This is a genomic window from Nitrososphaera sp. AFS, from assembly GCF_009898475.1.
Classification (GTDB): Archaea; Thermoproteota; Nitrososphaeria; order Nitrososphaerales; family Nitrososphaeraceae; genus Nitrosopolaris.
In genome coordinates, this window is record NZ_QURE01000046.1 from 1 (window position 1) to 12,576 (window position 12,576).

Sequence of the window (12,576 nt, forward strand, 5' to 3'; positions counted from 1 at the left end):
GACGCCATTCTGGATGGAGGCTCTACGAAACAGGGCCAAGAATCAACGATAGTAGATATATCAAGCGAAGTCCCGCAAATAATTCGAGAAGGGGCAATATCTGTGACTCAGATCAAGTACTTCATCTCTGAAAAACTTTCGATAGATTCATGAGCTTTAATCTAATAGTATCTACTTACAGGCACAGGGAAGTCGATGCGCAAAACGAACTCCACTGCATGGACCAAAGTCCAATCTCGCAGCTGACCAATGTTTCTGGCCTTTTAACAGCACAAACGAATCTAGACCCATTTCAGGCAGTAAAAAGAGTAAAAGAACTGATTCATGACGAGCCGTGGAGCATCAGATTTATACTTCGGATGATCCCCATTGAAATCAGCTTTTTTAGCGCTGGCGTAGACACTATTAGGGAGGCAGCGATAAGATTGTCATCCAAGATGCAGGCGTCAGATACGTTCAGGATTACAGTGGAACGGAGAGCTACAGCGATAACTTCCACCGAGCTAATTTCCAACATCGGATCTGTATTCAATAACAAAGTCAATCTAGAAAACCCTCACTGGACTGTCTTGGTAGAAATCATCGGAAAGATTGGCGGTATCTCCATTGTTAGGCCGTATGATATATTTAGTGCACTTAGAGAAAGTAGGATCGAAGTATAATTATCTATTCAAGAGAGCTGCTTTCTCTGAGAGAAACTCCGAGAATGTGACATCATTTTGTAGATATTCACTAGTCTCAAGTCCAATGCGCTTGGATATACGTTCTCTCTTCATTTTACTGGCAAGAAGGACCGAGTTATCTGAATCAAGATATTGAAGAATATCCTTTGCTGCCATAGCCAACCTTCTCTTATGAATTGAAAAAAGTACTAAACATCCTGGTTTATGATACATTAGGCCAATATTGCTTAGAGCAAGAGAAATCTGATCAACACACGCGATTCTGAGTAGCAAGTCAATCTCAAGTTTTTCTGCCAGAAGTAGATCTCTCCTTTGTGATTCAAGAGCTATTCTGAGGGCGTTAATAACATGATCAACTCCGTAGATAGCATCCGCCCTAACTGCTTGCATTAATACACCCTCAGGCAAGGCTTTTCGGAGCCTATCAATTAACTTTCCTGTTTCCTTGACATTAACACAGCGCATTCCTAGAATTACGGCGTAACTGTCACCTACTCGATGAATATCTGTCAACAACAGGAATGACTTTACGCACTGCTCACACTTATAGCCCTTATCAAATTACATGAACTGCTCTCTCATTTGAAAGCTTCTAAAGTCCGATTAAGTCTTTAGGAATTGACGTTCCTATCGAATTGTCATCAACTTGATTGGCTTTGGTGAAGCAAGCATGGGGTTCCGTCAAACCAAAGCATTCAAATTTACAAAATGGCTATTGAGAGGGAATTAAATAGCAAGCTAGCCCTTTCTAAATGTCGGAAAGTTCATTTTCTCTATTGGTATGAATGAATAAACTAAAGCATCTTTTTATTTTTACGAGTGGACCGTTTCTGACTCCAAGGAGTGATTAATACAGTGCCTCGGATAATCGAGTGAAGCGAGCGCTTAGAATAAGTCTTTGGCTATACATACAGTTTTCACCAGAATCAGTAAACTAACCAAGATATGATCTCCTTAAGTGTCGCCTCCGTGTACCACACTAACAACGGTTAGTACATCTCCGCTTTGCACTATTGTATCATTGCCGTGTAGCGAAGATGATTCTACCCCATTTATGGCAACGAGGAGGTTAGTAGGATTCAATAAACCTGGGTCCTCTGCATCGTTCCGTAAAAGGTCTAAGACCTGAGAAACAGAGAGGCGAGGTTGAGGTATAACCGTTGACGATTTTCCTACTGCCTTTTTTGCGCCCCCTAACAGCCGCACGGTTATCATTTAGTTTATCTATATTTCAGGCAGCTCGGTCTCTGAGTCTACTGCTTCCCTTTCTGTGGTTGCTCTTCTGACATGAGCAGTAATGAATCCGGCAATCCTATTTCTAAGAAGTTTAGATCTGATGTTAGCCAAATCCTTGAGAGTTGCCTTATTCTGATCGAAATCAATCCCAAATTGTTTTGGATATCGTTCCAACAGTTCATTAGATATCCGTCTAACTCGATTCAATGCCCAGTGTAAGAAAAATAGCATATTTTATCTTATTGAAATTTGTCCCACACAGGTTATGTCGTGAGTTTTAGTCTCATTGCTGAGCAACAGCAAAGTCCATCGCAAGCAGGTAAAGGCATAACAATAATATCGTCGCGGATTTAGAAATGAAAAGTACATGGTTTCCCGATTGACCTTAAGTTCCAATAATCTCAAACACCTGGTGTCGTTGTCGAAAGAAGCTCTGCCCATGGAATGTTGCGCACTTCTACTCGGAGAAACCAAAGTTCGAAATTTGATCGAGGTAATTGTGACCGACGCGATATCCGTTCGAAACGAGGATCGATCTTCGGCATCTTTTAGTATCGAGCCAGAGGAACTGCTAAACGCCTACCGGCTTGCTGAAGCTAAGAAACTTCAAGTTGTCGGAATTTTCCATTCTCATCCATCGTATCCTGTCCCTTCCTCCACAGACCAAAGATATATGAAAATCAATCCTGTTGCTTGGCTAATTTATTCTACAACTACAGAGGAATTTGGAGCGTTTATTTTTGAAGACAGCATACGACAGGTGGAATTGCAGGTCATGGTGTGAGCCTATCGACGTCACGAGGATACAGTACTGCTTCTCTAATGTTGTCCAGATTGGTTAAAGCCATTATCAGCCTATCGAAACCCAGGCCCCAACCTGAATGAGGAGGCATGCCCCAATTAAATACCCTCAAGTGATGCTTAAAGTTGTCAGGATTAAGATTCTGTTCAATAAGTCTTTCTTTCAGCCTGTTGGGATCATGCTGTCTCTGGCCACCGGAAATCAGCTCCAAGTGACCATACTGAAGGTCGAATGAATGACTCAACCTTGGATCATTTTCTTTTTCCTTTATGTAAAAGGGTTTCAATTTAGTGGGCCAGTCGAGTATGAAATAGAATCCTTGATGCATTTCTCCAAGCACTCGAAGAGAAGCATCAGATAAATCGTCTCCGATTTCAATATTTTCTCCTTGCTTCTTTAAATCCTCAACGCATTGCTCATAGCTAAGCCTTTTTAGCGGGAATTTGGGCTTTGGAATTAGTGAAGGTTTTGGGAGCATTGACGATAGTGGCTTTGACACATTCATTTCGCTTTCTGGGATTGACGTGTTAAATGAGAATATATTCATCAGAACAAGTTCTGCTATATCAATAACTTCATTCATATTTGTAAAGGCTGCTTCTATATCTACACTTAGAAATTCACTTAGGTGCCTAACGGTATGTGATTTCTCAGCCCTGTAATATGAGGCTATTTCGAATACCCTATCTAAGGCAAGGATAAGCTGTTCTTTATAGACCTGAGGGCTTTGGGCCAAGTACGCTGGCTTTTTAAAGTACTCAAATTCGAATAGATTTGCGCCGCCCTCGCTTGCACTTCCTATAATTTTTGGAGTATTTACTTCTACAAAGCCATTAGTGCTTAGGGTATGTCTGATATTTTTGAGAATCACCGATCTTAAAAGAAAGATTGATGCGGTTTTTGGGTTTCTCAAATCGAGAGCTCTCGAGTCGATTCGTTTATCTAATGCAGATTCAACTCTCCCAGTAGGATCAATGGGTAAGGGGTGGATAGCATCGTTTAGAATGACAACGGCGTCAGCCTTAATTTCTAATGAAAAATCTTTTGACTTGCTACTCTGTACTAGGCCAGAAACAATCACTGCACTTTGTCGTGGCTTATCACGAATGATATTTATGCTTTGGCCTGATACAACAGCTTGAGCTACTCCTCTTACATCTCTTACTGTTAAGAAAACTACTTTACCGATATCCCGTAAATCCTCGATCCATCCCGCTACAGTAGCTCTCTGACCCAACAACCCTAACTCTATTTGATTCGTGTAGTGCGTCCTGTGCATATTATCTATAGCGGTCATACTTCACATTCGATTATGTCTGGTACTCTACTATAAGATCGACATTCCTTAGATTTTTTGCAATATCGTGAATTCTTGTAGCTTTGGCTACAACTCGTGGATCTCTCTTATCGATTAGTACTCTAGTGAGCTTTTTGCCGTCTGGCAACCAAAAGAAGTTCATATTAATTACTTTTGACGGAAAAAACAAATTTTCAATAAATTTTTTGCCAGTTGCTTGAGCTTCTATTAGCCATACTACGTGGCCGAATTCCGTCTCTAAGTTTTTCAGAAGTTCTGGGCTGGACCTTAAATACGCTATATCAGATCCTTTAAGAAATAAAATCAAGTCAGCTCCAGATTTCTCTGCACTTATCAAAGACAAATTATCGAAAGATCGTTCCTTTTGAGCAAGCTTGGTCAGTTTTATAGCTACTTCAATTTCTGTTTGACTCAATTGGCCAGCTTCGAGCTTTGCTTCACACCCGGGACAAAGAACCCCCGCTTTGGCATCAAATGAGCATATAGGTGTTTTCAAATTCTATTCCCTCTCATGGAGAGAGTTAAGGTTTAAGCCAATTTATATGTCGCTGCAACTTTGCTCTAGAAACTTGGTTGGGCACTGGTTATGGCGTCGCTTGCGGCATGACCTGGAAAGATGAGATCGCGTGATCATCGATCATGGAAGTGACACTCAGGCCAACAGAAATTATTTGAACCTTCAGATGTGTCAAGTCCTCCGGAGATAGTTTATATTTCGATGCTAACATATCCCGTACCTCAGCTTCTGGATCTGTAATCTGATTTGACTGGGACTGAATCGTGATATCTAACTTCTTACCAAGTAATGATGGAGGTACTTTTGAAGAAGTATCGTTTAATATTGAAAATAGAATTTTATCCATCGCTACGTTATGGGGGAGAGTCAGTAGAGAATTGGCAGAATAAAAAACCTGCACGGTTAACGGGTTGAGCTGATTTTGAGACGGCGGGTGTGCAGAAACAGTAGCACTGCTGCCAGAAAACGAAGCCAAGCCGCCAACACTTGTCTGAGGCCTAATTACGACAAAGCCTTCTACCAGATTAGAAGTAATGTTCTGAATGCCGAAGAGTTGGAGAAGTTCTCTGCATGCGATACCGCTACTTGTGCCAGGTTGTAGAGTCTTCAAAATCGAGCTTGAACTTTTTCCATTATTTGATACTGCATTCCACAGGAATGGGACGGTTGACCCTTGATTGTTAAATAGGCTGATGTCCGTGTTGTAGTGTCCTGGTCTTAGAGGACCATCATTACCCAAAACTGATCCACAGATGAACTTAACATTGTAGCTAACATCTTTTGCTTGTTGTGTAACGTTGCTTGTTCCAGTTGAATTTGAATGCGAGAACACAAAAGCTGAAGTTGTAGCATGTTTTGATGTCAGATAGATCAACTTTGGTTTAGAGTCAAGGTTATAACCCGCTGGAGCTTCGTATGCACTTAAGCTATATGTTCCAGGCTTTAGGCCAGAGACAAATGTAATGCCCGGTGTAGACTCGAGCGTGTGACTCTCGTTTGTTTTTATTATATAACTTTTCGAATTGTCATAAGGGCTTGGTGAGACTAAATAAACCGCCCCTTCTAATGGGGATCCTGCTGAACTAACGGCAACAACCCTTAGATAGGAGTCCTTAATCCCTATGTTGGTTTGCATACTGATATTTTTCCCCACAACGTTTCTTGGAAGTTGGATTGAGATAACTGTAAAAATCGTAGCCGCTACTGCCGCTACAATCAACGTTGTTATTATGATGTTTCTTAATCTCATCCCAAGATACGACAAAGGATGTTTGCGTCAATTTATACTATTGGACGCCGCAAAATGGTTATGAGCTAATTCTGCACATAGGCGACTTGAGAACAGTTAGTACAGCAATCATTCAATACCCGATGATCAATCGTGAACGATAACGAGATACGCATCACGCACTACCCTTTTGGATTGTCTTTGATGTTTCCCAGAATTTGTCACTAATGTAATGCAAGTTGTCTACGATATAACCAGTTGACATAGATGTTGCAATATCGCTATCTACTAATGCAATCCCCACAGCCAACGCCTTTTGGTAAGCATGATCCTTTACAATGACAATTCCATCTCTCTTGAAAAATTCTATCGATGTAATGCCGGGGCGCATCACTTTTGCGCCGTTGCATACAAATTTAACTGCACCCATATCAACGTGAACCGAAGGGAAATGATCCAGGTCTTCCTTCATGCCTAAGAAAGGCAGTATCAATGATTTGCGAACTTGAACGGCTATAAAATTGCCTGCCTGCAACAGAAATTGTCCCTCCTCTACATGAAAGGCTTTAAAAGTCTTAACTTTCGGGACAAGCTCAGGAGGCCATGTCAAGCGAATTTGTTCGACCAAAGCCGCAGTTTCTTTTTTAGAAAGCGTCGATATTTTCAATGTCGTTTATTGGAGTGCGGGGAGGGGCTTAAAAACACATTCGCATTGGAACCTACTGGATCTGTTAAATGTAACAAGATATTTTAACGCTCTGAATTTCTAAATTTTGCTAACTCGTACGATTATTTATAGGGATGTACTCGCATCCCATAGGTCCACAGTATCTTCCTACGTACAAAGCCTTAGGACGATATAAAGCAGGCTTTGGAGCAGCTTCCGCGAACTTTTCTTCAATAACGTGCGCACACCATCCGGAAATCCTTGAAATTGCAAATATTGATGTATTCAGGTCTAACGGAATTCCCATGCTATAATAAAGCGAGGCACTATATAGATCTACGTTTGGATAAATTGGATGCTTCTGATGTTCTAACATGTATCTCTTGGTTTCTTTCTCAACTCTCTCCGTGATATCAAACCATTTTGTACCAGTTTGCTTTGAAACTATACGGGACAAAGTTGCAAGCACTTCCGCCCTTGGGTCAGTAGTCTTGTAAACAGCGTGTCCCATTCCCATCACCCGCCCTCCTTTGTCTAGTTTATTACGTACCCACAATTCAGCCTTGTCGGGATCACCTATTTCAAGTAACATTTTCATCACTTGGACGTTTGCTCCTCCGTGCAGCTCCCCTGACAATGCACCGAGTGCACCTCCTATCGAGGCATACATGTGTGACCTAGTCGACGCAATCTCGCGAGCGGCAAAAGTAGATGCATTGAAGCTGTGCTCAGCATGCAAAATGAGACTGATATCGAATACCTTTGATTCTTCTTCTTTTGGGATCGTACCCCTCAGCATGTAGAGAAAATTCGATGCATGAGATCCTTTGTCGCTAGGTGCTACAATCTCTAATCCTCTTCTTGTCCTATCCCAAGCAGCAACGATCCCTGGGATCTTTGAAATTAAGACAATAGACCTTTCCATATTGTCTTCTTTTAGATCGCTTTGCATACTCGAATCAAAATCAGGAAGCTCAGAAACACACGACTGTAACACATCCATCGGGTTTGCCTTGCGATTTCTAACTTGTAGACACTTGATAATAGAGTCCGGCAGATGTCGAGCATTTCGCAGGCGTGCAGTAAAATTTGTCAAGGCTTCAGTGTTAGGAAGCTCCCCAAACAATAGAAGGTAGGCAGTCTCCTCAAAAGTAGAATTATTTACGAGGCCTAAAATATCATATCCACGATAAATCAATTTGCCGTTCTCACCATCTATGGAAGAGATTTTCGTATCAGCAACCTCAATATTTCTCAAGCCGATATTCCTCGTGTCCATCGTATAGGTTATTCTACAGGTTTCTATTTATACTTAGACAACAAATTAGCATTGCAAGCATGTTCGTCGGATGATATGAAAAGCTTAGGTGAATTGAAAGCGTACTAGTGTATAATGTAACTTTGATTATAACAAAGTCCTCTCTGGTATGACATTCCTTTGCAAAAGGACCTTGTAAGGTCCATCACGTAGCAGTCTGTACCTCTACCCAAACCTAGCCCCCACTATAAATAAATTTATCATTCTTCGTTTTGGATTCATGGATATTACGTACGCATACACAGCTACTACTACCTTCATTCTTCGTGAGGTAAATGGACGTAATTGTAGTGGCGTGGTCCTAGGCCTCAGTGGAGGACTCGACTCTTCAGTAGCCGCAACATTAGCGGTAAAGGCGCTTGGGCCATCTCGTGTTTTGGGATTAGTTTTGCCTGACAAAGCGAGCTCATCCGACCCTGGAGCGATAAACGATGCAGTTAGTTTGGCGAATAATTTGGGTATGAAATACAACTTGATAGACGTAGGGCGAGCTAAATCGGATTTGACAAAACAGCTCCCTCCCAGTAAATTAGCAAGGGGGAATCTCACTGTTCGGCTCAGAATGTGCGTACTGTACTATTATGCTTCAATAAGAAAACTTCTCGTCGTGGGAACCTCAGATAGGAGCGAATTGGAATTAGGTTATTTTACAAAATATGGTGATGGTGCGGCTGATATTCTTCCCATAGGTGGATTGTATAAAACTGAGGTTCGAGAATTAGGCAGGCATATACGTCTGCCAAATAGAATATTGAAGAAGAAAAGCACTCCAGGGCTATGGAGGGGCCAAACAGCGGAATCCGAAATCGGATTAAACTATGAAGAAGTGGATCAGATCCTAAAGAATATTCATGGCAATGAGTCACATCTACAGAGGATCAGTTCCAAAAAGGTCGCACTTGTCAAACTATTAGTGGAGAAAAATAAGCACAAACAGACCTTGCCGCCAGTTTGCAAGTTATAATATATAGTCGATGGATATCCTCCGCTCGTTTTATAACCACTATTCCTGGACGCTCTTATCTTCCTTTCTTTTGATTCTAGACACCGGAAATTGCTTGTCAAGCCCTAGCATATTGCTCATAATTATGGAAATAATTAATCCAAACAAGAAACCACCTACTATGTCTGCGAGGTAGTGTTGCATTAGATATAACTTTGTAGCAGCCATGAGTGTAGGGAACACCCATATCAAAATACTAGCTCGTTTGTTCCTTTGATAAATTCCAAATCCGAATATAAAAGCAAATGCGGTAGCAATCGCAATATGGTTCGAAGGATAAGAAAAACCGCTGGCAAACGGAACAACGCTATCGTTCTCCAACACAAAGCCCTTTGGAAGATTGAGCGAAGTTTGATTTTTATTAATTGGCTCCGCCCTACCCACGATAGGCTTAATATAGATAATTGAAATTGCAATAAAAACCATACTTATAAGAAAAATCAGCCCCAGTCTTCTGGTTCGACGAATTATTGTAAGTATAATCCCTACAACGAGTAACGTGGAGAGATCTCCCAGGGATGTAAGAGCTACCATGAAAATGTCCACATTTTTGTTGCCTTGAATATTTTTTATAGAAATATTCACAAAACTATCAAGGTCACTTGTGAACCCGGCGGATACAAGCACCGTTAGAACAACAAATATTGAAACTAATATCACGAATTCGGGTGATCGAATCTTAATTAGCCAATGAAGGAAAAGATTAGTCATGATTTCCCGTGTCCAGTTATTATTTATATTGACCTAAGTGGCTGTAATGCAAGCCATTCTGTCAACCCCTTGAAATCGTAATCAGACATTCATACTATTTTAGCCCAGCAGAGGATCCATTATATTCAATCGATTACTAGATCGGTAATTTTCATGGATACCGTAAGAATTTAGTAAGTATGCGATTGCTTTAATATTTAACAGCTTCGTCTCGAAAATCACCAGCAGATTTTGGATCTTTGTCGGTATAGTATTTTACCATGCTCATCTTCAGAACTTTTAATGAGAGCAAAGCACACTTTATACGCGCCGGGCCTAGGTTGGTCAATCCTATATTCTCCAGGATATCCTCTTTTGCCAAATTCTTAACCATACTCAAAGGCTTATTTAATACCATTTCAGTTAGCATTGATGCACTGGCTTGACTTATGGCGCACCCCCGTCCTTCAAATTTTATATCCTTTATTTTATCCTCTTCGACCTTTAAATGCATATCAATTTCGTCTCCACACAATGGGTTGCTATCGTGTATGGTAACGTCAGGGTCGGTTAGCCTACCTTTGTTTCTAGGATTTCGATAATGGTCCAATATAATTTCGCGGTAGATGTCATCGCTCATATTCTAAAAATTCTCCTGGCATCCAATAGAGCGTCAGCGAAAAGATCAATTTCTTCTTGTGTATTGTAAATATAAAAACTAGCTCGAGACGTAGCAGCTACGTCTAACCTTTCCATTAAGACTTGTGCACAATGGTGGCCGGAACGAATTGCGATCCCGTGTTCGTTCATGATAGTCGCCAGATCATGAGGATGTATATCTGCTATATTAAATGATATTACTCCTCCTCTGTCTCTAAAATTCTTAGGTCCATAAATGATTACATCTTTCAGATCTGAAAGAGCAGACAAAGCATACCTAGTAAGATCAAGTTCATGGTTTCGTACTCTGTCCATCCCTATTGCAGCCAGATAATCAAGGGCGGCACTAAACCCCACTACTCCTGCAATATTTTGAGTCCCTCCTTCGAATCGGTAAGGAAGATCATTGTATATAACGTTCTGCTGGTGTACTTCCTTTATCATATCTCCTCCTCCAATGAATGGAGGCATTTCCTCGAGTATTTCCTTTTTAACATACAAGACACCAACTCCGGTAGGTCCTAGCATCTTGTGTGCGGAAAATGCCAAGAAGTCACAATCCGTTCTCTGTACGTCCACCGGTAGGTGAGGCACTGATTGCGCAGCATCCACAAACACAGGAACGTTATCTTCGTGGGCTCTGGTTATAATTTCCTTCAGCGGAAGTATTGTTCCTAGAACATTGGACATTTCACTTACTGAGACCAAACGCACAGCTTCTTTTTCTAGGGCTCGTTCGTAATCTCTCATTTTCAGATACCCTTGATCATCTACTCCCAAATAGCATATTTTTGATTTTTTTTCTCGGCTTAAGATCTGCCACGGAACAATATTACTATGATGTTCCATTTCGGTAAGCACGATAGTATCAGCACGTTTGATATTCCTTCGTCCCCAACTATAAGCCACCAAATTTATCGCTTCAGTGGCATTCCGAGTGAATATTATTTCATCAGTTGACCGAGCATTGATAAATTTTGCAACCTTTTCTCTCGTTTGTTCATAAGCAAACGTTGCCTCCTCTCCCAATTGATGCACTGCTCTATGAATATTGGCATTATAATTCGAATAGTATTCGTTCATGGCATTTATTACCGCGTAAGGTTTTTGGGTGGTAGCAGCATTATCCAAATAGACGAGTGTTTTGCTCCCGCCAACTCCTACTTTACGCTTGAGAATTGGAAAGTCTTGCCTTATCTCCTCGACACTTAAAGCGGTTTTCTGCATTACTATATTATCCCCTGCTTTGAGATATAAACTGTAGACTAGCAATTATTGCATATTCTTCCAATGCAGCAGCGAGGAATGACTACGTCATTTCCATTGTTAGCTATGAACCCCACCTTATTTAATAAGGTCTTGATGCTTATTACGGGTAGTCGTATAAGGTCATGATGCTTCTTTGGCGAGATACTTATTTGAAACCATTGTCACAATTTGATCTAGGTACCGAAATCTGCTCATTTTGCAACGAGATGTTCATTGATCTTGATTTTGTCTCTTCGTGTGAATTCTGTGAAGTTGGAATTATGCACAACAGCTGTGCAAATCTACACATAAAGCAGTATCATCATGATCTGTTAAAAGCGAAAGTTGCAGCTCATAAAGATAAACGTCTTCATGATTACCAATAAGGGACAAATTTAGTGCTTTGCGTATAACCAGCATTTCGTGAAGCCCCCACCAACCGTAACCTCTGGCGGGTCAGTTTTGCAAATGTCCATCGCTTGAGGGCAACGTCCAAAATAACGGCATCCGACTTGAGTCTTGGATAAATCAGGCGGGTTTCCCTTTATGAATTCTATTGGTTTTTTGTTGTCACTTAGTCTAGGGATGGCAGCTATGAGTGCCTTTGTGTATGGGTGTTTCGGGTTCTCGTAAATTTCAGAGGATGGCCCGAACTCGACAAATTGCCCAGCATACATTATCGCGATCTTGTCAGCAATTTCGGAAATAATACCAAGATCGTGAGTTATCAGAATGATAGTCATGCCTAATTCGCTTTTTAGTCTTTTAAGGAGGTTAACTATCTGGGCCTGGACAAGTACGTCAAGTGCCGTAGTTGGTTCGTCGGCAATGACAATGTCTGGTTTGAGGAGAAGTGCCATTGCAATAATAACTCGCTGTTTCATTCCACCACTTAATTCGTGGGGATACATTTTAGCAACATCATTTTCCAGTCCTACCTGATTAAGTGACTCTGTAATCAGATCATCCCGCATTGGTTTTGATTGATGTTGAAGCAAGATTTCTCTCATTTGATCTCCCACTTTGTATACAGGATCAAGAGCATTCATCGCTCCTTGAAATATCATAGCTATTTTCTTCCACCGAAATTTCTTATTAAATTCAGCATTAGACATGCCTACTATCTCTGTACCGTCGATTGTTATTTCTCCGTCTGTTATTTCGCCTGGTGGCTGCACCGCTCTCAAAAAAGATGATCCAAGGGTA

At 41.1% G+C, this 12,576-nt stretch carries 15 protein-coding genes; 3 read left to right on the forward strand and 12 right to left on the reverse strand.

Features of this window, described 5'->3' with window-relative positions; translation table 11 throughout:
• Positions 1–218: 218 nt before the first annotated feature.
• On the forward strand, positions 219–662 hold the full coding sequence (locus DYY65_RS06645; protein ID WP_162477193.1) for a THUMP domain-containing protein: 444 nt from the start codon (positions 219–221) through the stop codon (positions 660–662).
• On the opposite strand, the gene cgi121 is transcribed toward DYY65_RS06645, so the two are convergent.
• The 3 genes from cgi121 to DYY65_RS06660 form a co-directional block, all read right to left on the reverse strand.
• On the reverse strand, positions 663–1,199 hold the full coding sequence (gene cgi121, locus DYY65_RS06650) for a KEOPS complex subunit Cgi121 (protein WP_162477194.1): 537 nt from the start codon (positions 1,197–1,199) through the stop codon (positions 663–665). It lies immediately after the preceding gene.
• Between the two features lie 438 nt (positions 1,200–1,637).
• Positions 1,638–1,898, reverse strand: a complete 261-nt coding sequence (locus tag DYY65_RS06655) for a MoaD/ThiS family protein (protein WP_162477195.1) — start codon at positions 1,896–1,898, stop codon at positions 1,638–1,640.
• A gap of 9 nt (positions 1,899–1,907) precedes the next feature.
• Positions 1,908–2,126, reverse strand: a complete 219-nt coding sequence (locus tag DYY65_RS06660) for a hypothetical protein (protein ID WP_201449376.1) — start codon at positions 2,124–2,126, stop codon at positions 1,908–1,910.
• A 160-nt stretch (positions 2,127–2,286) separates the two neighbouring features.
• Here DYY65_RS06660 and DYY65_RS06665 point away from each other — a divergent pair, with 160 nt between their 5' ends.
• Positions 2,287–2,703, forward strand: coding sequence for a Mov34/MPN/PAD-1 family protein (locus tag DYY65_RS06665; RefSeq protein ID WP_255457480.1), 417 nt, complete (start codon positions 2,287–2,289; stop codon positions 2,701–2,703).
• On the opposite strand, the gene aspS is transcribed toward DYY65_RS06665, so the two are convergent.
• The 5 genes from aspS to DYY65_RS06690 all read right to left on the reverse strand — a co-directional run bounded on the left by aspS (position 2,693) and on the right by DYY65_RS06690 (position 7,730).
• Entirely contained in the window at positions 2,693–4,018 is a 1,326-nt protein-coding gene (gene aspS / locus DYY65_RS06670) for an aspartate--tRNA(Asn) ligase (protein WP_201449378.1), read from the reverse strand. The two genes, DYY65_RS06665 and aspS, sit on opposite strands and share 11 nt — an antisense overlap.
• Positions 4,019–4,031: 13 nt before the next feature.
• Entirely contained in the window at positions 4,032–4,535 is a 504-nt protein-coding gene (locus DYY65_RS06675; RefSeq protein WP_162477198.1) for a hypothetical protein, read from the reverse strand.
• A gap of 88 nt (positions 4,536–4,623) precedes the next feature.
• Positions 4,624–5,805 carry a prealbumin-like fold domain-containing protein gene (locus DYY65_RS06680; protein WP_162477199.1) on the reverse strand — a complete coding sequence of 394 codons (1,182 nt, stop codon included), beginning with the start codon at positions 5,803–5,805 and terminating at the stop codon, positions 4,624–4,626.
• A gap of 154 nt (positions 5,806–5,959) precedes the next feature.
• A complete protein-coding gene (locus DYY65_RS06685) occupies positions 5,960–6,451 on the reverse strand; it encodes a PUA domain-containing protein (protein ID WP_162477200.1) in 492 nt (163 codons plus the stop codon).
• Positions 6,452–6,560: 109 nt separating this feature from the next.
• Entirely contained in the window at positions 6,561–7,730 is a 1,170-nt protein-coding gene (locus DYY65_RS06690; protein WP_162477201.1) for a citrate/2-methylcitrate synthase, read from the reverse strand.
• Between the two features lie 259 nt (positions 7,731–7,989).
• Between DYY65_RS06690 and DYY65_RS06695 the strand changes: the two genes are divergently transcribed.
• Entirely contained in the window at positions 7,990–8,733 is a 744-nt protein-coding gene (locus DYY65_RS06695) for an NAD+ synthase (RefSeq protein WP_162477202.1), read from the forward strand.
• Positions 8,734–8,772: 39 nt separating this feature from the next.
• Here DYY65_RS06695 and DYY65_RS12465 read toward each other — a convergent pair whose 3' ends face one another.
• The 4 genes from DYY65_RS12465 to DYY65_RS06715 form a co-directional block, all read right to left on the reverse strand.
• Positions 8,773–9,432, reverse strand: a complete 660-nt coding sequence (locus DYY65_RS12465; protein WP_201449379.1) for a phosphatase PAP2 family protein — start codon at positions 9,430–9,432, stop codon at positions 8,773–8,775.
• 241 nt (positions 9,433–9,673) lie between these two features.
• Positions 9,674–10,102 (reverse strand): Fe-S cluster assembly sulfur transfer protein SufU, encoded by a 429-nt coding sequence (sufU, locus tag DYY65_RS06705; protein WP_162477204.1) that lies wholly within the window; start codon positions 10,100–10,102, stop codon positions 9,674–9,676.
• Complete coding sequence (locus DYY65_RS06710; RefSeq protein WP_162477205.1) at positions 10,099–11,349, reverse strand: cysteine desulfurase; 1,251 nt, start codon at positions 11,347–11,349, stop codon at positions 10,099–10,101. Before DYY65_RS06710 ends, sufU begins: the two co-directional genes overlap by 4 nt.
• Positions 11,350–11,765: 416 nt before the next feature.
• Positions 11,766–12,576: ABC transporter ATP-binding protein (locus DYY65_RS06715; RefSeq protein WP_162477206.1), on the reverse strand; the 811-nt coding region annotated here is incomplete at its 5' end.